Here is a 21,977-nt window from a genome sequence, read left to right as displayed (position 1 = left end):
CCCGGACGGGTGCCGGTAACGAAGCACGACCGTTCAACGGAGCCGCCGGCGTCCGTTTTGGCTCGCGATCCTTTCGCTCGGAGTTACCCATGCGCATTTTGCTTCGAACCTCGGCACTCGTTCTGCTCGTGGCCCCTCTTGCAGCGTGTGACAGCGCACCGCTGGAGCCGGAGGGCTCTCGCGTTCACGAGGCGCTCGCGTCGACGAATGACGCGCGCGCAACAGCGAAGGGCGCCACGGGTGCACTGGCGACGGCGAGTCCTGCCGAAGGTGCGCTGGCGACAATCGATGACACCGAGGGCACCGTCGATACCGCGAAGGACACGCCCGCCGAGAGCTGGTCGTACGACCTTCTGGAGACGGATCTGGAGCTCGACGTGGCGAATTTGCGCGGAAAGGCGGCCCTCGCGATCGCAGCGCCCGGACGGAGCTCCGCATCGTTCGAAATCGGCGATCTCACGATCCACAGCGTCACCGGAAAACACGGACCGCTCGCGTACACGGCCGCCAATGGCAAATTGCATGTCGCGATCGGGCGCTCGTATCGGCCGGTTCGCATCGAAGTCGAATATACGTTCAAGGGGCACAATCAATTCGACGGCTGGGATCCGAGCGCAGGTGTCAGCTTTTTGTGGCCCTACTTCTGCGGCAATCTATTTCCGTGCAAATCCTCCCCATCGGACGGCGTCCGCTTTCGCCTGCACGTCACGGGGGCTCCGGAGGGCTCGAAGGCCATTTACCCGACGAACGTTCCGGGCGACGCGCCCTCGTACATGCCGGCGATCGCCGTGGGCGATTTCACCGAAATCGACCTGGGGAGCACCCTCTTCGGCACGCGCGTGAAGGCGTGGCACCTGCCCGGCCAAGAGGCGGACACCGCGCGAGGCACCGCGCACTTGCGGAACGTGTTCGACTTTTACGAGAGGACGTATGGCCGTTACACCTTTGGAAAGGTCGTCGGCAGCGTATCGGCCAATTGGGGACCGGGCGACTACGGCGGCATGGAGCACCATCCATATTGGCACGTGGCCAAAGGCTCGATGTACAACGAGGAGACGCACGCCCACGAGGCCGCGCACGGCTGGTTTGGCAATGGTGTGCGCGTCGCCTGTTGGGAAGACTTCGTGCTCTCGGAGGGCACCACCACGTACTTGGCCGCGCACGCGCTGAAGAAGCAAGGCGTCGACGTATGGCCGTCCTACGAGTGCCGGCTGAAGGCGCGCTGCGACGCCGACCAGGCCTCCACCCCCAACACGATCGCGCTCCCCGACACCACCTGCAACCAGATCGACTTGTTGCACCACCCGCTCTGGTCGGGCGTGCCCTACTACAAAGGCGCATACTTCTATCGCAAGGTGGCAGAGCTCATCGGCGAGGACCGCCTCGATCGCGCGCTCGCGCACTTCTATGCGCGCCATCGCGGCGAGGCCGCCCGCATGGAGGATCTCCTCCAGACATTGAAGTGGCACGCCCCCTCGAAGGCCGACGCGATCGAGGCGCTCGCCAACGGCTGGCTGCGCTCCTTCGAGTGCCCCGACGAGTGGAGCACGCTCTGCCCGAGCTCGCCGTAAGGGTTCCTCCGGAACGAGCTGTCGGAACGGTCCTCCGGAACGGGCTGTCGGAACGGGCCGTCGTACGGATCCGCCGCAACGAGCTGTCGGAACGGTTCCTCCGGAACGGGCTGTCGGAACGGTCCTCCGGAACGAACTGTCGTAAACAAATCCTCCGGAACAAGCTGTCGGAACGGTTCCTCCGGAACGGGCTGTCGGAACGATCCTCCGGAACGAGCTGTCGGAACGGATCCGCCGCAACGAGCCATCGTAACAATCCTCCGGAACGAGCCGTCGGAACAGTTCCTCGGGAACGAACTGTCGTAAACAGATCCTCCGGAACGGGCCGTCGTGACGGTTCCTCCGGAACGAGCTGTCGTAAACAGATCCTCCGGAACAAGCTGTCGTAACGGTTCCTCCGAGCGAGCTGCCGTAACAGTTCCTCCGGAAGGAGCCGTCGGAACAGTTTCACCGGAACGGGCCGTCGTAACGGCTCCACCGGAACGGATCCACCGCAACGAAGCCGACACCACAGTCCACGGCCCGTGGCGCGCCGATCGCCTCGTGCGGCTCGGTGCGCCGGATGAGTGCCTTGACAATATTTCACCCTATCGTTAACTATTAACCATTCGCGACAATCAAGCGCGACCGCAACGACAAGGTGAATCATGTCCAAAGAGCTCCCCGAGGGTTGGCCCCGCATCTCCGCTTCGCTTTTCTACGACGACGGCCCCGGGGCCATCGATTGGCTCTGCCGCGCGTTCGGCTTTCAGGTTCGGCTCAAGATCGAGGGCGACGACGGGAGCATCGTCCACTCCGAGCTCGAGTACCGCGAGGGCGTCATCATGGCCTCCTCCTCCTCGCGCTGCGGGCCCACGCGAAAGAGCCCGCGCGCGCTCGAAGGCGTCAACACGCAGTCGCTGTTCATGTACGTCGACGACGTGGAGGCGCACTGCCAGCGCGCGCGCGCCGCGGGGGCGACCATCGTCACCGAGCCCGCGACCACGAACTACGGCGATGAGTACCACGTCGACCGCGGCTACTCGGCGCTCGATTGCGAAGGGCACCTCTGGTACTTCGCGCAGCGCCTGCGCGGATCGGTCAAGGGCGCCTGATGGCGGCGGCGGCCGTCGATCTCGATCGCACCCTCGCCGCGCTGGCCGATCCCACGCGCCGCGGGGTGGTCGATCTTCTGCGCCGGCGCCCGCAGCGCGCGGGCGAGCTGGCTGCCGCCTTCGATATGAGCCCGCCGGCCATGAGCCGGCACCTTCGCGTGCTCCGCAAGACGGGGCTGGTGGCCGAGGACGAGCTCGAGGACGATGCGCGCGTCCGCGTCTACCGCTTGCGCCCCGAGCCCTTCGCCAGGCTGCGCGACTGGCTCGACGAGGTGGAGACGTTCTGGGGCGGGCAGCTCGATGCGTTCAAAGCGCACGCCGAGCGCACCCGCGGGAACAAGGCGCCCCGATGAAGCCCGCCGATCGCGCGCGGGTCACCACCTTCGTGGCCGTCTCCCCCGGCGATGCCTTCGAGGTGTTCACCCAGGAGATCGACCTCTGGTGGAAGCGCGGCCGTCGCTTTCGATTCGGAGGACAAGGGGTGCTTCGCTTCGAGGGCACCCTCGGCGGCCGCCTGGTCGAGTCGTTCGGAGGCGAGGAGCGCGGCACGTTCGAGGTCGGCCGCGTGCTCGTCTGGGATCCCGGCGCGCGCCTGGTCTTCGAGTGGCGCGGCATCACCTTCGCGCCCGGCGAAATCACCGAGGTGGAGGTCCGCTTCGAGTCGATGAACGATGGCACCCAGGTGACTCTGGAGCACCGCGGCTTCAGCACTTTGCGGCCCGATCATCCCGTTCGCCATGGCCTTCCGGGGCAAGCGTTCACCGACAGCATGGGCCGCTGGTGGGGCGAGCTCGCCATCTCCTTTCGCAACCATGTTGCGCATCAGAGCTTGTCGCGCTGAGATGGCGCCCGCATACCTGCGGTATGGCATCCGTCGACTTCGAGGCCATCCGGCAGAAATGGGACGCAAGCGCCGAGGGTGAGGAAAGGTGGAGCCAATCCCCCTCGGTCAACCGCGAGCTACGCTGGAGGCTCCTCGAGCCGCACCTGCAGAACGTGCGCACCATCCTCGACGTCGGAGGCGCCACCGGCGCGTTCTCGATTCCCCTCGCCCGCCGAGGCTTCGACGTGACCCACGTCGATCTCTCCCCGGCCATGTTGGCCCTCGCGCGGCGCAAGGCGGAGGGCCTCGCGAACATTCGATTCGTCGAGGGCAACGCGATCGATCTGGGCGCCTTCGCCGATCGCTCGTTCGACGTGGTGCTGAACATGGACGGTCCGATCTCCGCGTCCGGCCCCCACGCCGAGGACGTGCTCCGCGAGACCTGCCGCGTCGCCAAACGCACCGTGATGGTCTCGGCCGCGCACCGCGCGTGGGTCGACGTCTCCGCGCGGCGCGACGGAAAAAAGCGCGACGGATTGCGCGCCTTTACGGCCGCGGAGCTGCGCACGAGGCTCGAAGAGAACGGATTTTTCGTGCACCGCGCGGCGGGCATCGGCACCCTCGCGCACCTTTGTGGCGACGCGTACGTGGACGCCCTCTTCGAGGCGGCCGATCCGGACGCCATCGCGGCATTCCTGAACGCGTGCGAAGCGTTCGACCGTGATCTGGCGCCCGATGGCCCGGGCACCAACGACGACACGGGGCTGGTCGCGGTGGCCGCGAGGCTCGCCCCTTGACCGAAGGCGCGGTGGCCGAGCGGCTCGCTATTTGACCGAGGGCGAAGGTCGCGACGACGGCGACGAATCGGGTGCACCCCAGGTCTGGATCGGCACCGGAGATTCCACGGGCGCCCGGGGCTCATGCTCCAACGTTTCGCGCGCGTTGCGCTGCCGATCCAGCGCCCGCCGCCGAGCGGCTCGCTATTTGACCGAGGGCGAAGGTCGCGACGACGGCGACGAATCGGGTGCACCCCAGGTCTGGATCGGCACCGGAGATTCCACGGGCGCCCGGGGCTCATGCTCCAACGTTTCGCGCGCGTTGCGCTGCCGATCCAGCGCCCGCCGCCGAGCGGCTCGCTATTTGACCGAGGGCGAAGGTCGCGACGACGGCGACGAATCGGGTGCACCCCAGGTCTGGATCGGCACCGGAGATTCCACGGGCGCCCGGGGCTCATGCTCCAACGTTTCGCGCGCGTTGCGCTGCCGATCCAGCGCCCGCTGCTGTTCGACCTTCGCATACTCGTTGTGGATCAGGTGCAGGATGCCGCGCGCGTGCGCGTAGTTCTTCGGCGGCTCCCATTTTTCGCGGCCGAAGAGGGCTGCTTCGTCGACCATGCGCTGGCGCTCTTCCATCTTTTGCTCGAAGATGCGCACGCGATCGGCCTTGTCGCGCATGATGTGGGGCGTGAGGACCAGCACCAAGTTGCGCTTCTCCGTCCCTTCCGACGTGCTTCGAAAGAGCGCACCGAGCACCGGAATGTCGCCGAGGAGCGGGATCTTCGTCTCCGTGCGGGTGCGCGCGTTGCGCACGAGGCCCGCGATGACCACCGTCTCTTCGTCCTTCACGGTGACGGTGGTGGTGGCCGCGCGCTCGAGGAATGTCACCGATCCATAGGGATTGCTCGGATCGGGCCGGCTGTCGATGTCGCTGATTTGCTCGTCGACGTCCAGGCGAATTTCGTCGGAGTCGTTGAGATGCGGCGTGATTTTGATGCGCGGACCGATCTTCTGAAGGTTGGCGGCCGGCGCCTGCGATCCCACCTGCACACCCCCCGCGATGATGGGCGACGGGGGTGCATTGGGGTTCAGCGGCGTATTGAGCTGGACCTTGAGCTCTGCGGCCGTGTTGTCGCTCGCCACGATGCTCGGGGTCGACAGAACGTCCGCCCCTTTGGTGACCGCGGAGGCCGTGATGAAGGCACCCAGGCTGGGAATGGATGAAATGCTGCTGCTCGTCCCCGTGGGGATGCTGAACGGCAATGGGATTTCGGGCCCGCGAATACCGAGCGCAAAGGCCTGCAACGTATTCGGATCGGGGGGCAGCGCCGACCCCTTCGCATTGAAGCCGCCAAAGAGAAAACTGTCGCCGTTGGTACCGCCACCATGCCAGGAGACGCCGAGATTGAGATCGTTGGTCGCCGAAATTTCCATGACCACCGCCTCGATGTAAACCTGCCGCTTCGGCCGATCGAGCCGGTCGAGCACCGCCTTGATGGCCGCAAAATCGCGCGGCGACGACGTCACCAAGATGGAATTGCTCGTCTCCTCGGCGCTGATTTTGACCGCCGATTCGAGCACCGTCAGCGGCGCACGCGGCGCACCGCCACCACCACCGCCGCCGGACGACGCGCCCGGCGCAGACGCAGCACCCCCTGCCGGCGCCGCCCCTGTGAGCGCCTCGTTCAAGGGCCCCACCAGCTTCTTGGCGTCGGCATGCTGGAGCGGGATGACATTGACCTGCCCATCGTTGGTCAGCGGCTGGTCCAAGAGCCGTACGATGGCCAAGAGCCGCTTGTAGGACTCGGGGGTGGCCACGATGGCGAGCGCGTTTGGCCGCTCGATGGGCACGATCTTGGTCACGTGCAGCTCGCCGCTGGGCGCGCTCTTCTTCTTGAGATCGAAGATCTCCGTCAGTCGTTTTTCGACGTCGGCGGCGGCCGCATAATGAATGGGCTCGAAGTAGAGTTTATCCTGGGAGGTGGTCGGAACGTCGATCTCCTCCAGGAGCTGCATCAACCGGCGCAAGTTTGCGCCCGTATCGGTCATGATGAGCAGATTGCCTGGCACATAGGGCACGATGGTGCCATCCCGCGACTGAAACTTCGTCAGCAGGTTCTCCACGATGTCCTCGGCGCGCACGTTCTGGAGCCGATGAATCTGCGTCACGTATCGATCCTCGGCCGTGACCGCGCCGGTGTGCACGATTTGGGTCGTCTGCCGCTCGACGTCCTTCGACTCGATGATCTGATAAAACGTGCCCCGGTCGAGGACGGTGAGCCCATTGCTCTGGAGCACCGACAAGAATGCCTGATAAGCCTCGGCCACCGTAATGGGCTGCGACGACACCACCGTCGCCCGAAGCGACTTGATCTTGGCGTTGGCGATGACGAAACGCTTCCCCGTAATCCCGCTGACCACCCGGACGAGCTCCGTGATCTCGGCATCTTCGAGCTGCAACGTGATCTTTTCGCCCGGGGGCTTTGGTTTGACCTCGAAATTCGGCTTATCGGGCTTATCCGGCTTGTCTGGTTTATCCGGCTTGGACGGCGGATCGCCCCCGAACGCCACCCCGCTCATTCCGAGCACGGAGGCGAGCACCATCCACGAAACCCCCGCGACCGGGACGAGCCGACGAACTCCCTGCATTTCGATGCAAAGACTCGGACCGCGCGCCCCCTATTCCGCCCCACCGTCCCTTTGCCATCCTGGCGGCGCGCCTCCCCAAATCCCCGCACGCGCCGCCAAGACGTCATGGTGTCACTCGGCTTGCTTCGCCGTGGGCAAGGCGACTACCGATTTGCCATGGGGCCCGCTGGCGTCGTTAGCGGGAGATTCACCGGAAGCAGGCCGCGTAGGTCGCTCCCGGATCTTGACCAACGCAGTCACATTCATAGAAGCACCGATTGTGGGCAGGCTCGTAGTTGCAGAACTTGAGACCCCGACTCTTGCTGCCGAGCCTCGGGCACGCAGGATCGGCACACCAGGCGTTGATCCGACGAATCTCCTCGTTGCTGCATCCACCACGTGCCGCCATTTGAGCCTCGCTGAGCTCACCCTCCCGGGGCGCGCCGATGTCGCCGTACCGTGTTCGACCTACGGCAACCTCGGGAGGACACGCCCTACGTCAAGGCTCTACGCCGTCGTCCTCCGCGAGCGATCGGTTCGCCATTCGAATCGAGACGCGATGGGTGCCGGTGAGGTGCGCCGGGACGCGGTGATCGTCGCGGCGGCGGCCGTCGAGGTAGAATTTGGCGACGTGGATGCCGGAGCCCGTGACCCGGATGTTCAGGGTCATGTTGCGGTAGGGGATGGAGTCGAGGGTCACCCGTTCGAAGATGGAGGGGACGACGGGGGCGAAGGTGATGCCGTCGGGATCGAAGCTCATTCCCATGAGGCCGTGGTAGACCATCGAGAGGTAGCCCGATGCGCTCCAGAGCTGGCGGCGGGAGCCGTCGGGGGTGCCGGTTTCGGGTTGGTAAAACTCTTGGAACGTATCGTTCTTTTCGGAGAGGTAACGGATGCGATCGAGCTCGTGCGCGACGCGGGATGCGGATTTGCCCTTGGTCGCGGCCCAGCCCCAATAGCCTTGAACGAAGGGCCATACCATCCCGTTGTGGTAATAGTCGGCGTCGCCCTTGGTGTAGTCCATCCACTCGGCGTATTGGGGCCAGAGCGAGGGAATGCCCGACGGGGTGGAGGGCGTGCTCGCCAGGATGGCGCGCGTCTTCCGGCGGTCGGCCACGCCCCAGAGGATGGCGAACGATTCGCCGGTCCCTTCCATGCGGGTCTCTTTGACTCCGTTTTCGTCCTCGAAGTAAGCGTAGTAGCCGCGGTCTTCCTGCCAGAGGTGGAGGTTGATGGCGTCCTTCAGGCGCGCGGCCTTGGCCTCCAAGGCGCGCACGTCTTTGCCGAGCAGCTTTCCCATTTTGGCCGCCACGTCGTAGCCGCGGTAATAGAGGAGATTGGTGCTCAGCGCTTTCGTCTTCGCCAGCAACGTCTTCGTATTCATGTATTTGATGGGATATCCGCTGTTGGACTCCATGAAGCTCGAACAGCCGCCGAAGAGCCCCGCGTCGGCCAGGTAGACGTCGCGCTCGGCCCGCGCCAAGGTGTTGACGGTGATGCCGTAACTCCATTCGAGCAGGCCCTGGTCCCCGGTGGTCGAATAGAGGGACCACGCGCCTTGTGCGCCCACGATCGAGTCGGTCAGGTTGGGCCAACCGCCGAAGTGGCCCGCGCGATCCTGAACCCACACCTCGCCGATGCCGGCCACGTTCTCGATCATGCCGAGCAAGGTTTGTTTCGCCACGGCCGGGTAGAGCAGGCCGGCGCCCAGATCGATGGAGTAGGACGTGTCACGGGTCCATACCTGAGCCCAGCTTTCGCCCGCGATGAACTTCCCATCGACGACGTCGGACGAAATCACGCTCACCGCCTTGGCGTACGCGGCATCGTAACGGGCGAGGCCGGAAGAGAACACGAGGGCTGGGGTTGCCGCTCGTTCGGATGTTTCGGTTTGGTTTGCTTGCTCCGGCTGCGCCGCTTGCGATACCCGACCTTCGGAATCGAAACCCTCGCCATCCGCTGCACAACCGACTCCTGAGAGCACCATCATCGAAATAGCTGCTGAGGCGATCTTTTTCATAAGTTCGCTTCGTACGCCGGACAAGGCATTTCGACAAGTATGCATGAGCAACTTGGCTCGAATTTCGAATATCGAATCACGGCGGTGATCCATTGACACGAGCTCGAGTGCGCATCCGCTAGCCGCCGGCGGGTCGGGTGATAGACTCGCCGCCGCTCGCCCGGCGACGAAGACAAAACGACGAATCCGTAAAACGGCAAGAAACGAGAACAACGCAAACGACGCGATCGACGAATCCAACGAGAACGCGAGCAAACGCGATCCCATGCGATCGAACAGGAACGGAGGAACGACGACATGAAAGCCCTCATCCAGGCGCTCGTTGCGCAAGCAGATCTCAATGACGCGCAGGCCCAAAAGGTCGCTGACGTGGTGCGCAATTTCATCGGCTCCAAGCTCCCGGACACATTACGCGGCCCCGTCGAGGCCGCACTCACCGGCGACAGGGTCGACAACGCGGTCGACACCGTAAAAAACGCCGTGAGCAATTTCCTGAAATAGCCCCCCCTCGAAGCGCGCCGGTGCGTCGAATTGGCGCGGGCCTGCCCACGGCCTACCGCCACACACGTAGCCGCGTTCTTCGATTGGCGCGGGCCTGCCCATGGCCTACCGCCACACACGTAGCCGCGTTCTTCGATTGGCGCGGGCCTGCCCATGGCCTACCGCCACACGCGTAGCCGCGTTCTTCGATTGGCGCGGGCCTGCCCACGGCCTACCGCCACACACGTAGCCGCGTTCTTCGATTGGCGCGGGCCTGCCCATGGCCTACCGCCACACGCGTAGCGGCAATCATCGATTGGCGCACACCCGCCACGACCGACGCCAATATGCGCATCGGTCCCATCGACCGACGCCCATATGCGCATCGGTCCCATCGACCGACGCCCATATGCGTATCGGTCCCATCGACCGACGCCCTATGCGCATCGGTCCCATCGACCGGCGCCCTATGCGCATCGATCCCATCGATTGGCGCAGAATGCACCCTTGAAGCGTGTATTCTGCGCCTATGCGATGGCGAAATTTCGTTTTATCCCTTTCCCTAGGCCCGGTGGCGTGCCTAACCCACGTGGCGTGCAGCTCCGATGATTCGACCCTGCAGCCCCCCCAGGCCCCCGGCCCCTTCGGACACACCCCGCCGATCACCCACCGGATCGACCTCGATCGCCTGAGCGGCCCGGTCGACGTCCTCCGCGATCGTCGCGGCATGGTGCATATTTATGCTACCAGCCTCACCGACGCCGTGAGGGTGCAAGGCTACCAGCTCGCGCGATCGCACCGCGCAGCTCGAGCTTCTCCGCCGCGTGGCCGAGGGCCGCATGGCCGAGCTGTTCGGCAGCTTCGATCGCGGCCAGATTGACAGCGATATCGTCGCCCGCACCATCGGCTTGCACCGCGTGGCAAAAAAGATGTACGCGGCGCTCCCCGAGGGCAGCGAGGAGAAGGCCATCCTCGATGCGTACGCCGACGGCATCTCCCAGTGCAACGCGCGGCTGGTGACCGGCGACGAAAAATTGAGCTCCGCCATGGTGGCCCTCCCCGCCGAGGCCTTCCAGCCCTGGGACGGCGCCGATATCCTGGCCGTGGCGCGATTGCAATCGGAGAACCTCTCCTTCACCGGCACCGAAGAGATCGCCCAATCGGAGTTCAACGCCAAAGCGCTCGCCGCGTTCGGCACCCCGCCCACCAATCCGCGCGCCGGCATCCTCGTCGATTTGATTCGCTTCGCCCCCCTCGAGGCCTCGAAGATCCTCTCCGGATTTCCAAACGACGGCGCCCATACGCAATCGGGATCGCACACCCTGCCCTTGGCGGCTGCCCACACGAAGCCGGGCCCCGCCGTCCATGTCCCCCTCTCGGCCTTTGCGGGCGCGGACGCGTTCATCGACGCCGAGCGCAAACAGCGATCCATCTTGGGCGAGCGCCCGTTCACCGGATCCAACAACTGGGTCGTGCGCGGAGCCCGCACCACCACCGGCCACGCCATGCTGGCCAGCGATCCGCATCTGACCTTGAGCGCCCCCGCCGTCTTTTACATGGTGCACCTCAATGTCACCGACGCGCAGGGCGACAAATCGAAGAACCTCAACGCCTCGGGCCTCGCCTTCCCCGGCATCCCGGGCATCATCCTCGGCCACAACGACCACGTCGCGTGGGGCGCGACCGTCGCCAACTACGACGTGACCGACGTCTACAGCGAGGAGCTCACCCCCGATCTCACCGCCGTGAAGTTCAAAGGGCAATCCGTGCCCATCGAAAAAATCCGCGAGACCATCAAGGTCGGCGGCGGCGACGCCGTGGAATACGACATCTTGAATGTGCCGCACCACGGCCCCCTCATGCCCCAGATCGCCGACCATCGCCCCAAGGCCCCCGATCCGGCCAAGGGCGCGATCAGCATCAAATGGACGGGCATGCAGCCCACCAACGAGTTCGCGGCCGTCCTGGGCTTCATGCGCGCCAAGAACGTGGACGACGCGCGCGTGGCCATGCGCAATTTCGAAGTGGGCGCGCAGAATTGGGTCTTCGCCGACACCGATGGCAATATCTTTTATTCGTCGCAATCGAAGGTCCCGAAGCGCGATGTGCGCGCCTTCACCGGGTGGAACCCGAGCACGTTCACGGGCGCCATTCCGGCCTTCGTTTTGCCGGGCGACGGCAGCGCCGAGTGGACGGGGTTCCTCGACGAGGCGTACATCCCCCACGCCAAAAACCCGCCCGGCGACTTCGTGGCCACCGCCAACAACGACCAAGTCGGCATCACCTTCGACAACAACCCGACCAACAAACGGCTCCCCAACGGCGATCCCGTTTACCTCAACGGCCTCGGCTACGATGCCGGCTACCGCCACGCGCGCATCAAAAAGCGCATCGAGGACGTCGGCAATCGGATGACCCTCGACGAGATGGCGTCGATTCAAAGCGACGCGCGCTCGGCCGTCGGCGCAGCGCTCACCTCCAAGATCCTCGAGGCCCTCCAGCGGGCGCGCGAAGCAACCTCCACCACGAACCCCGAGCTCGCCGCCTTGGTGGCCGGACGGCCGCCGGCGCTTTTCGACGAGATCCGCGATGTGCTCACCCGCTGGGGCACCGAGACCAACTACGACGCCGCCTCGGGCATGAGCCCCGAGAACAATCAGCCGGTGGACAACGCCAAGGAGGCGCTGGCCAGCAAGGCCACCGTCATCTTCAACGCCTGGCTCGTGCGCATGATCCGCGCGACCTTCGGGGACGAGTTCGCTGCCATGGGGGTCACCCGCGCGCCGTACGATCTCCGGAAGCTCCTGGTCGACCTCATGACCGCCGATCCCAGCACCCTCGCGACCAAGGAAGCGCTGTTCGACGACCTCGGCACCACCGCGAAGGTGGAGACGCGCGACGAGCGCATCGTCTTTTCGCTCCTGGACGCCATCGATTATTTGAACGGAAGGCTGGGCGGCGACCGCACCAAGTGGCGCTGGGGCGCGCTCCACACCGTGAGCTTCGACGCCCTGGTACCGTTGTGGGGGCGCCTCTCCATCCCGCCCTCCGGGGATCCGGTCTTTCCCAATGGCTTTCCGCGCCACGGCGATGGCTACAATGTCGACGTGGCCGCTTACCGGATCCAGGTCCAAGAATGGAAGGACGTCTCGTTCTCGTATTCGCACGGGCCCACCCAACGCTTCGTCATCGACATGGATCCCGCGGGGCCGAAGGCGCGCAACGCGCTGCCGGGTGGCGCCATCTGGGACAACCGCGACGACAACCCGCACTTCCGCGATGAGGCCGAGCTTTGGCGGCGCAACAAAAATGCCCCGGTGTCGTTTACGCACGACGATGTGAAGACAGAAGCGGAGTCGCGAACCTTGTACACGCAGCCCCAACGCGCGAAATAGGCCGCCCTACACCGCCTTACTCCTTCGTTTCGGCCCGGCGCGCGCTCCTCCTGCACCCGGAGTGCGCGCCACCATGGCCGGACGGCGCGCACCGCGCTAACCTCGTGGATGCGGGTATGAAGATGCAACGTCTCGTCCTCATGAGCGCAGCAGGGCTCTCGTTGGCCGGAGCATTGGGTTGCGCGTCGACCCTGCCGGATATCGAGAGCCCCGTGGGCGAGGTTCACCACAGCGTCGGGTACGTTCCAAGCGAAACGGATATTTTCGCGGAGCAGTACTCGGATACGGATCCGAGCGCCCTCGATCAATTCCGCACGGAGCTGGAGCCGCATGGATCATGGGTCGACGATCCGCGGCTCGGAACCGTGTGGTACCCCTCGCGCGACGAAGTCGGCCCCGAGTTCACCCCCTACGCCACCCATGGCCGCTGGACGTACGGGCAGCGCGAGTACGTCTGGGTCTCCACCCTTCCCTGGGGCTGGGTGACCTTTCACTATGGCCGCTGGATGTACTCGGGCGCGCGCGGCTGGGCGTGGGTCCCGGGCCGGCGGTATGCGGGCGCATGGGTGATCTGGCGCACCGGATCGTCGGGGTATGTCGGGTGGGGCGCGGCGCCGGCCAACTGGTATTGGCAGAACGAGGTGCCGGTGCGCACGCCCAAGCCCACCACCTTGGGCTTCGTGTATTGCCGCACGTCGGATTTGTTCGCGGCCTCCGTCGCCTCCAAGCTGATTGGTCTCCCCGACGTGGTGAACGTCGCCACCGGCACCCGGCCTTACAACTGGCAGGAGCACTCACCGTCGATGGTGCCCACCACCGCCTCGCCTCCCCCCACGGAGCTGGGGATCGCCGAGGCCGACGTGGCCCTCACCCCCGCCAACGACGCGTCGCTCCAACGCGCCTGGTTGATCGCCCGCCCCGGTGGCGCGCGCGCCGCGGGGGTCCGTCCGCTCCTGGGGACCGACCCGCCGCGATTGAAAGAATGGGTGGCCGGACGGCCTCGTTACATTCAGCCCGTCGCGGGCAACACCAACGACGCAAAATAGGTGTATGGGTCGATGTACATCATGTACATCGACCCCACGTTGCACAAAGAGGTCTTCGGCTGGCGAAGCCCCAACCTCGGCTTGGAAATGCCCATCGTGCGCTATGGCCACTACGGCCGCGCGCTCCTTCTCTTTCCCACCGCCCAGAGCGATCTTTACGACGCCGAGCGCTTTTATCTGATCAAGGCGCTCGAGCATCACATGCAGAATGGCAAGTTGAGCATCTTTGCCATCAACACCATCAACGATCTGTCGTGGATGAATCGCGACATCGGACCGAAAGAGAAGGCCCGCCGCCAATCCCTCTATGCCAAATACGTCGAGGAAGAGGTGGTGCCCCACATCCGGCGTGCTGTGGGCGATCCCACCGCGCGCATCGGGGTCACCGGGGCCAGCTTCGGCGCCTACCACGCCGCCAATTCGTTCTTCCGCCGCCCGGATCTGTTCGATACGCTGATTGCGATGAGCGGCTTCTACGAGCTCTGGCCCAGCTGGCTGCACGGCTACACGGACGACAACGTCTATTTCAACAACCCCATGTGGTACGTGCGAAACTTGCATGATGCACGCACCCGCGATCTCATTTCCCGAAGCCAAATTCACATTCTGACCGGCCAGGGCGAGTGGGAGCACCCGCAGCAGTCCAAAGACTTCTCCAAGGCGCTGTGGGACTCGGGCATCTGGAACAACCTCGATCTGTGGGGGCACGATATGCCCCACGACTGGCCCACCTGGCGCAAAATGCTGAACCACTATGTCGGCGAGAGGCTCGGCTGGTGAGGAGACGTACCTGATGGATCGCGCGATACGACGGGTCGGATTGTTGGTGGGCCGGGAGCGATCGTTCCCCGAGGCCTTGATGGCGGAGGTGGCCAAGCGCAACCTCGGGGTCGAGGTGGTGTACGCGCGCTTCGATGCGCCGCGCGCCACGGTGAGCCCGGAGTACGAGGTCCTGGTCGACCGCATTTCCCACGAGGTGCCCTGTTACCAGCCCTTCCTCAAGGCGGCCAAGCTGCGGGGGGTGCGCACCATCAACGATCCATTCTTTCGCATCGCCGACGACAAATTCTTCGACGTGGCCCTCGCGAGCACCCTGGGGGTGGCCGCGCCCAAGACGGTGCTCCTACCGTCGAAGGACTACGAGAGCGACATCGACTCGGAGTCGCTGCGGCACAACATGGCGCTGGTCGACTGGGGCGCCATCGAAGGCGAGCTCGGCTTCCCCATGTACATCAAGCCCCACTGGGGCGGCGGATGGCGCGCGGTGCGGCGCGTGACCTCGATGGCCGAGCTCCACTCGGCCTACGATCACAGCGGGCGCTTCACCATGATCCTCCAAGAGGAGATCGTGTGGACGCAGTACGTCCGCTGCATCGTCATCGGCGGAAAGAGCGTGCTGCCCGCGCTCTGGGATCCGAGGCTCTCGCACTTCGAGCGCTACCGGCACGCCCACCGCTCGATGCCCGCCCTGGAGCCCCAGCTCGAGCAGCGGGTGGTGCACGACGCCCTCAAGCTGACCCGCGCCCTCGGCTACGACATGAACACCGTGGAGTTCGCGATCGCGGACGGCGTCCCGTACGCCATCGACTTCATGAACTCCGCGCCCGACTTCGATATCACGTCGCTCGGCGAATCCCACTTTCAGTGGACCGTCGAAAAGATGGCCGACCTCGTGATCGAGGCCGCCCGAACCCCGCGCGCCATGCGCCCGCGCTGGCACGAGCTCCTTCCGATTTAGCGCTTTTCTTCTCGTCGATTCGTCGATTCATCGATTTCGCCCGCCCACGCGAGGAACGCCATGCCCAAGCCGACCCTTCTCTTGCTCGCAAGCTATTTCAAAGGAGAGCGCTTCATGCTCCAGGCGCACGCCCGCGGGGCGCGCCTCTATCTTTTGACCCTGGAGAAGCTCCTCGGCGACAAGTGGCCGCGCGAGGCGCTGGCCGACGTCTTCGCGCTGCCCGGCCGGGGGAGCCTGGACGAGACGGTGCGCGCGGTGAGCTACTTGGCGCGCAACATCAAGTTCGACGGCGTGGTGGCCCTCGACGACTTCGACGTGGAGATCGCCGCGTCCCTGCGCGAGCACTTTCGCTTCCCCGGCATGGGCGACACGGGCGCCCGCTTCTTCCGCGACAAGCTGGCGATGCGCCAGCGCGCCAAGGACTTCGGCCTCCCCGTCCCCGAGTTCACGGGCGTCTTTCACCACGAGGACGTGCGGGCCTTCGCCGCGCGCGTTCCGCCGCCGTGGATGAACAAGCCGCGCTCGCAAGCGTCCGCCGTGGGGATCACCAAGGTCACCTCCGAGGAGCATTTGTGGCGCCTGGTGAACGAGCAGGGCGACGCGCAGTCGTACCATGTGCTCGAGCAATATTTGCCCGGCGACGTCTACCACGTGGACTCGCTGGTCGTGGGCGGCAAGGTGATCTTCTCCCTGGCCCACCGCTGCGGCGCGCCCCCCTTCGACGTGGCGCACGGCGGGGGCATCTTCTCGACGCAAACGCTCGACCGTGACTCGGCCGACGCCAAGGAGCTCCGTGAGCTGAACGAAAAGGTGCTGGCCGCGCTGGGGCTCCAATACGGGGCCGCGCACACCGAGTTCATCCTGGGGCGCCACGATCGGAAGTTTTACTTTCTCGAGTCGGGCGCGCGGGTGGGCGGCGCGCACATCGCCGAGTGCATCGAGGCGGCGAGCGGCATCAACCTGTGGGCCGAGTGGGCCAACATCGAGATCGACCGCGACGCGTACGTGCTCCCGCCCGTTCGAAACGACTATGCCGGGTTGATCATCACCCTGGCGAAGCAGGAGCACCCCGACTGGTCCGGCTATTCGGATCCGGAGATCGTCTACCGCGCGCCGGAGGCGAACCACGCGGGCCTGGTGATCCGCTCGAGCGATCACCACAAGGTGGAGAGCCTGCTCGAGAGCTACAAAGAGCGCTTCGCCCGCGACTTCAACGCCGTTCTTCCCGCCCCCAAGGAACCGGGTCACTGACATGGACCGTCCGTACCGCACCGCCTTCAACGCAGCATTCAGCGACGAGCTCTTCGCGCGCTACCACCGCTGGCTCGAGACGGCCGTCGGTCCCTTCCCCTTTCGCCTGGCGGAGACGCCGCTCTTCGTCTCCCACGATCTGCGCGATCGGCTGGCGCGCGCGGCCGAGGAGATCGTCGGCTCGCTGGCGCGGCCGGAGACCTTGGCGCAGTTGAAGAAGGCCATCCCGGCCAAGTACGACGCGCCGGGGATGGACGCCCTGCCCGATTGCGTGCAGGTGGACTTCGCCCTGGTGGAGGGCGAAAGCGGCCGCATCGAGGGCAAGGTCGTGGAGCTCCAGGCGTTCCCCTCGCTCTATGCGCTGGAGACCCTGGAGGCCGAGGCCTGGAACCACGTGCTCTCCCCGCTCCCGGGGCTCGAGCGCGACTGGACGTGCTTCGTTCAGGGCGACTGGAGGGAGAACATCGAGCGCATCCGGCGCATGATCGTGGCCGACTATCCACCCGAGGAGGTGGTGCTGGTCGATCACGAGCCGGAGAAGCAAAAGACGTCGCCCGACTTCGTGGCCACCAAGCGCCTGTTCGACGTGAACAGCATCTGCGTCACCAAGTTGATCAAAGAGGGCCGCCGCCTTTACCGCGAGTCGGGCGGGCGCAAGATCCCCGTCCGGCGATTGTACAACCGCCTGGTGTTCGACGAGCTGGCGGTCAAAGGGGTCGAGCCCCCGTTCGATTGGCGCGAGGAGCTGGACATCACCTGGTGCTCGCACCCGAATTGGTACTGGACATGGTCCAAGTATGCGCTCCCCTTCTTGGATCATCCGGCGGTGCCGCACACCCGGTTCGTGTCCGACGTGCCCGACGCGACCAAGCTGCCGCACGATCTCTCCCGCTACGTCCTCAAGCCGCTCTTCTCCTTCGCCGGCGCCGGGGTCGTCATCGATGTCACCCCCGAGGTGCTCGCGCGGCTGAGCGAGGCCGAGCGATCGAACTTCATCTTGCAGGAGAAGGTCGACTACGCGCCCGTCATCCGCATGCCCGACGGCAACGGGGTCAAGGCCGAGGTGCGCGTGATGCTCCTGCGCGATTCGCTCGAGGGCCCGCGCCCGCTCACCCCCCTGCTCTTTCTGGTGCGCACCTCGCGCGGCAAGATGCTCGGGGTCGACTTCAACAAAAACCTGACCTGGGTCGGCGGGACCGTAGGCATCTGGCCGCGCTGATCGCCCGAGGATTCAAGTCCCTAACACGCCTGCCAACCGTTCGCTAAATAGCCACGGTTGTCTTCGGCTCGAGCAAATGGTATCGATACCATTACGTCATGGTATCGATACCATCCTCCAAAGGGTCGACGATTCACGAGGTGGCGCGGCGCGCTGGGGTCGCTAGCATTACCGTCTCGCGCGTGCTCAACCAGCACGCGTCGGTGAGCGAGGAGACGCGCACCAAGGTGGAGGCGGCCATGCGCGAGCTCGACTACGTGCCGAACGCGCTGGCGCAGAGCCTCAAGAGCGCATCCACGCGCACGCTCGGGCTGGTGGTGGGCGATGTGTCGAACCCGTTCTTCACCTTGCTGGCGCGCGGCCTCGAGGACGTGGCCACCGCCGCCGGCTACTCCGTCATCCTTTGCAACAGCGACGACGATCCCAAGAAGCAGCGCGCGTACCTGGAGATCCTGGCGCGCCGCCGGGTCGACGGTTTGGTGCTCACGCCTTCGCACACGGATCCGCGGCCCATCATCGAGTGGGCTCGGCGCAGCGGGCCCGTTTGCCTGGTCGACCGCTCCGTGGCGGGGCTCGACTTTCACGAGACGGGCATCGATGTGGTGCGCGGCGAGAGCTTGCAGGCGGCGGAGCAGCTGGTCGCGCACGTGATCGAGCACGGCCACCGACGGATCGGCATCCTCAATGGTCCCCTCACCTTGTCCACCGCCGCCGATCGCTTGACCGGTTACCGCGCGGCGCTCCAGGCCGCGGGGCTCGCGCGCGATCCGCGCTTGGAGCGCGAGGGGCAGTTCTCGGTGGCGAGCGGGCGCGCGCAGGCGGCCGAGTTGCTCGCGCGGAAGGACGCGCCCACGGCGCTGTTCGCGGCGAACAACCAGCTCGCGCTGGGCGCCATGCTGACCATGCGCGAGCGCGGGCTCTCGGTGCCGGGCGACGTGGCGCTGGTCACCTTCGAGGACGTCCCCCACGTGGCCGACGTTTGGCCGTTCATGAGCGTGGCGGCGCAGGCGGCCATCACCATGGGGCACGAGGCGGGGCGGTTCGTCCTCGAGCGGCTCGAGCGGCAGTCCAAGTCGCGCGCCGCCCACGGGGACAAGGCGGCGACGAAGACGGCGAAGGCCGTCAAGGCGGAGCCCGCGCTGCACGGGCGTGAGCTGGTCCTTCCGACGGAGCTTCGTCTGCGCCGCTCGTGCGGTTGTCCATCGAGCGATCCTTGGGTGAGGAGCGTCATGCCATGAACGAGAGCGCCCGCGAGCCTGCCCGAGTCGCGGGCGAACCCCTCCTCGAGGCACGGCATGTCTCGAAGTCGTTCGGCCCCAACCCCGTGCTGCGCGACGTGTCCTTCGACGTGCGGCCGGGCGAGGTGCATGTGCTCGCCGGCGAAAATGGGGCGGGCAAGAGCACCCTGCTCGGCATCCTGGCGGGGACGCACACGGAATACGAGGGCGAGATCCGGGTGGGGGGCGCGCTGCAGCGATTCCGCCACCCGCGCGACGCCGTGCGGGCCGGGGTGGCGACGGTGCATCAAGAGCTGTCGCTCATCGGGCCGCTCAGCGTGACCGACAATTTGTTCCTCGGGAGCGAGATCACGGGGCCGCTCGGCATCGTCGATGCGCGGCGCCAGGCGCGCGAGGCGCGCGCGCTCTTGGACGGGCTCGATCTGGATCGCTCCGAGGTGCACGAGGACGACGCGGTCGAGAGCCTCCCCATTTCCACGCAGCAGCTGGTGGAGATCGCCAAGGCGCTGGCGGCCAAGGCGAACGTGCTCCTCTTGGACGAGCCCACCAGCGCGCTGCGGGAGCCGGAGGCGCTGCGCCTCTTCGATCGCATCGAGGCGCTCAAGCGGCAGGGCAAAGGCATCGTCTACGTGTCGCACAAGATGGACGAGATCTACCGCCTGGCCGATCGCATCACCGTGCTCCGCGACGGTGCCTGGGTCGGGACGCGGGCCGCGTCGGAGCTCCCGGCGCACGATCTGGTCGCCTGGATGCTGGGGCGTCATTTGCCGTCGGGCGAGCACGCGAGCGCCGCCGCCGCCGACGTGCTGCTCTCGGTCGAGGGGCTCTCCGTTTCCAGCGCCTCGAGCGGCTCGGGCGTTTCGGGCGGGGCGCGCGACGGCGGCGGCGAGGCGCACGGTGCGGACGCGCGGCCCGATGTCGACGATCTTTCGTTCGAGCTGCGCGCCGGTGAGATCCTGGGGTTCGCCGGGCTCCGAGGCTCCGGCGCGAGCGACGTCCTGCACGCGCTGTTCGGCGATCGCCGGGGCCGCGCGCGGGGCCTCGTGACCCTGCACGGGCGCAAGGACGCGAACGGCCGCGGGGAGCGCATCGATCTGGCGCGCGCCCTCACGTCGCCGGTGGAGGCCATCGACCGCGGCATCATGCTCCTCACCAACGACCGCAAGGGCAAGGGCCTGGTGCTCCACATGGACGCGCGGGAGAACGCGTCCTTGGCGAGCCTCGTGCGCTACTCGCCGGGCGGCATCGTGCGCGACCGGCTGGAGGCGGCGGCCACCGAGCGCGTCTTCGCCCAGCTCGGGGTGCGCGGCCGCACGAACGCGCCCGTGCGGCTGCTCTCGGGCGGAAACCAGCAGAAGATCGTCCTCGCCAAGTGCCTCTTGACGGCGCCGGAGATCCTGCTCCTCGACGAGCCCACGCGCGGCGTCGACGTCGGCGCCAAGGCGGAGATCTACGATCTCTTGGCCAAGTGGGCGCGCGAAGGGATGGGCATCGTCCTCGTCACCTCCGAGCTCCCCGAGCTGCTTCGCTTGTCCGATCGCATCCTCGTGCTCCACCGCGGGCGCGCCACCGCCGAGTTCTCCCGCGCCGAAGCGACGCAGGAGAAGGTCCTGCACGCGGCCTTCGGAGCCGCACCTGATTTTTCACTCCGGGGTGATCCATGAAGCCTGTTGCGCTCTCCCACGTCCTCAAGTCGCCCATCGCGCGGGCGGTGCTCGCGCTCGCCGGCATGTTGATCCTCGGCTCGGTGTTCCACGCCGACGGCGCGTTCTTCCGCTGGACGACGCACCGGGACATGCTCCGGCAGCTCTCGGTCTACGGCATCCTCGGCTGCGGGATGACCTTGGTCATCGTGACCGGCGGCATCGATCTCGCGGTCTCCAGCGTGCTGGCCGCGTGCGCCGTCGGCTTCTCGCTCCTCACCATCCACCAGGAGATGAACCCCTGGCTCGCCATCGCGCTGGTCTTGCTGGGCGGCGCGGGCATGGGCGCGGTCTCCGGCACCTTGGTGGGGCGCTTCAAGATCCAGCCGTTCGTCGTCACCTTGGCCGCGATGGTGCTCCTTCGTGGGCTGGCCAAACATCTATCGGGCGGGCAAAAGATCTCCACCTACATCGCGGCCTCGGATCGCAGCGTTCCCCTGCCCGACATCTTCGAGCGGATCGACGCCCGCATCCTGGGCGACAACCTCGCCATCGTCACCGTCATCTTCGGCGTCTGCGTCGCGGCCTCCGCCTTCCTCCTCCGCCGCACCCGGTTTGGTCGCTACCTGTACGCCACCGGCGGCAACCTCGAGGCGGCGCGGCTCTCCGGTGTTCCGGTGGTGCGCACCTTGGTCCTCGCCTACGCGATCTCGGGCTTCTTCGCGGCCGTCGCGGGCATCTGCCAGGCGGCGCAAGAGCAGCAAGGCGATCCCGAAACGGGGATGGGCTACGAGCTGTCGGCCATCGCCATCGTGGTCATCGGCGGCACCAACCTCGCCGGTGGCCGCGGCGGCATGGGCCTCACCTTCGTGGGCGCCCTCACCATCGGGTACCTGCAGAAGATCCTCAGCATCAACGCCGTCGGCGAGTCGAGCCGGTTGATGCTCACGGGCGCCATCATCGTGTGCGCCGTCTTTCTCCAGCGCCAATCCTGACGCGCCAGGCGCCGCGCGCGCGCGTGACCGTCCACGTCCATCAACCGTGAAACGAGAGGA

General features: G+C 66.1%; 17 protein-coding genes. 15 read left to right on the top strand and 2 right to left on the bottom strand.

What is annotated here, in order from left to right; translation table 11 throughout:
* The first annotated feature begins 89 nt into the window (after nucleotides 1–89).
* The 5 genes from LZC94_17280 to LZC94_17260 all read left to right on the top strand — a co-directional run bounded on the left by LZC94_17280 (nucleotide 90) and on the right by LZC94_17260 (nucleotide 4,285).
* On the top strand, nucleotides 90–1,571 hold the full coding sequence (locus LZC94_17280; GenBank protein WXB18977.1) for a peptidase M1: 1,482 nt from the start codon (nucleotides 90–92) through the stop codon (nucleotides 1,569–1,571).
* Between the two features lie 647 nt (nucleotides 1,572–2,218).
* Complete coding sequence (locus LZC94_17275; GenBank protein WXB18976.1) at nucleotides 2,219–2,665, top strand: VOC family protein; 447 nt, start codon at nucleotides 2,219–2,221, stop codon at nucleotides 2,663–2,665.
* Nucleotides 2,665–3,018: a metalloregulator ArsR/SmtB family transcription factor gene (locus LZC94_17270; GenBank protein ID WXB18975.1), complete on the top strand. Its 354-nt coding sequence runs from the start codon at nucleotides 2,665–2,667 to the stop codon at nucleotides 3,016–3,018. The genes LZC94_17275 and LZC94_17270 overlap by 1 nt, the downstream gene beginning before the upstream one ends.
* Nucleotides 3,015–3,506: an SRPBCC domain-containing protein gene (locus tag LZC94_17265; protein ID WXB18974.1), complete on the top strand. Its 492-nt coding sequence runs from the start codon at nucleotides 3,015–3,017 to the stop codon at nucleotides 3,504–3,506. The genes LZC94_17270 and LZC94_17265 overlap by 4 nt, the downstream gene beginning before the upstream one ends.
* 23 nt (nucleotides 3,507–3,529) lie before the next feature.
* A complete protein-coding gene (locus tag LZC94_17260; protein ID WXB18973.1) occupies nucleotides 3,530–4,285 on the top strand; it encodes a methyltransferase domain-containing protein in 756 nt (251 codons plus the stop codon).
* 339 nt (nucleotides 4,286–4,624) lie between these two features.
* Here LZC94_17260 and gspD read toward each other — a convergent pair whose 3' ends face one another.
* Together gspD and LZC94_17250 are read right to left on the bottom strand one after the other, a co-directional pair.
* The gene (gene gspD / locus LZC94_17255) at nucleotides 4,625–6,868 is read right to left on the bottom strand and encodes a type II secretion system secretin GspD (protein ID WXB18972.1); all 2,244 of its coding nucleotides are present in this window, start codon (nucleotides 6,866–6,868) and stop codon (nucleotides 4,625–4,627) included.
* 523 nt (nucleotides 6,869–7,391) lie between these two features.
* Nucleotides 7,392–8,747 (bottom strand): hypothetical protein, encoded by a 1,356-nt coding sequence (locus LZC94_17250; protein ID WXB18971.1) that lies wholly within the window; start codon nucleotides 8,745–8,747, stop codon nucleotides 7,392–7,394.
* A 462-nt stretch (nucleotides 8,748–9,209) separates the two neighbouring features.
* Between LZC94_17250 and LZC94_17245 the strand changes: the two genes are divergently transcribed.
* The 10 genes from LZC94_17245 to LZC94_17200 all read left to right on the top strand — a co-directional run bounded on the left by LZC94_17245 (nucleotide 9,210) and on the right by LZC94_17200 (nucleotide 21,917).
* Nucleotides 9,210–9,413: a hypothetical protein gene (locus LZC94_17245; GenBank protein ID WXB18970.1), complete on the top strand. Its 204-nt coding sequence runs from the start codon at nucleotides 9,210–9,212 to the stop codon at nucleotides 9,411–9,413.
* Nucleotides 9,414–10,231: 818 nt separating this feature from the next.
* Nucleotides 10,232–12,787, top strand: coding sequence for a penicillin acylase family protein (locus tag LZC94_17240; GenBank protein WXB18969.1), 2,556 nt, complete (start codon nucleotides 10,232–10,234; stop codon nucleotides 12,785–12,787).
* Between the two features lie 116 nt (nucleotides 12,788–12,903).
* Nucleotides 12,904–13,833, top strand: a complete 930-nt coding sequence (locus tag LZC94_17235) for a hypothetical protein (GenBank protein ID WXB18968.1) — start codon at nucleotides 12,904–12,906, stop codon at nucleotides 13,831–13,833.
* Nucleotides 13,834–13,845: 12 nt separating this feature from the next.
* A complete protein-coding gene (locus LZC94_17230; protein WXB18967.1) occupies nucleotides 13,846–14,613 on the top strand; it encodes a hypothetical protein in 768 nt (255 codons plus the stop codon).
* Between the two features lie 13 nt (nucleotides 14,614–14,626).
* Complete coding sequence (locus LZC94_17225; protein WXB18966.1) at nucleotides 14,627–15,571, top strand: hypothetical protein; 945 nt, start codon at nucleotides 14,627–14,629, stop codon at nucleotides 15,569–15,571.
* 60 nt (nucleotides 15,572–15,631) lie between these two features.
* Entirely contained in the window at nucleotides 15,632–16,822 is a 1,191-nt protein-coding gene (locus tag LZC94_17220) for a hypothetical protein (protein ID WXB18965.1), read from the top strand.
* 1 nt (nucleotide 16,823) lies between these two features.
* Nucleotides 16,824–18,041 (top strand): hypothetical protein, encoded by a 1,218-nt coding sequence (locus tag LZC94_17215; protein ID WXB18964.1) that lies wholly within the window; start codon nucleotides 16,824–16,826, stop codon nucleotides 18,039–18,041.
* Between the two features lie 182 nt (nucleotides 18,042–18,223).
* A complete protein-coding gene (locus tag LZC94_17210) occupies nucleotides 18,224–19,279 on the top strand; it encodes a LacI family transcriptional regulator (protein ID WXB18963.1) in 1,056 nt (351 codons plus the stop codon).
* Nucleotides 19,276–20,943, top strand: a complete 1,668-nt coding sequence (locus LZC94_17205; GenBank protein WXB18962.1) for a sugar ABC transporter ATP-binding protein — start codon at nucleotides 19,276–19,278, stop codon at nucleotides 20,941–20,943. The genes LZC94_17210 and LZC94_17205 overlap by 4 nt, the downstream gene beginning before the upstream one ends.
* Nucleotides 20,940–21,917: an ABC transporter permease gene (locus LZC94_17200; protein ID WXB18961.1), complete on the top strand. Its 978-nt coding sequence runs from the start codon at nucleotides 20,940–20,942 to the stop codon at nucleotides 21,915–21,917. Before LZC94_17205 ends, LZC94_17200 begins: the two co-directional genes overlap by 4 nt.
* Nucleotides 21,918–21,977 lie beyond the last annotated feature (60 nt).

The organism is Sorangiineae bacterium MSr11954 (assembly GCA_037157815.1).
Taxonomy (GTDB): Bacteria; Myxococcota_A; Polyangia; order Polyangiales; family Polyangiaceae; genus Pendulispora; species Pendulispora albinea.
The sequence above is the reverse complement of the archived record's forward strand: the minus strand, read 5'-3'. Positions and strand labels throughout refer to the sequence as shown.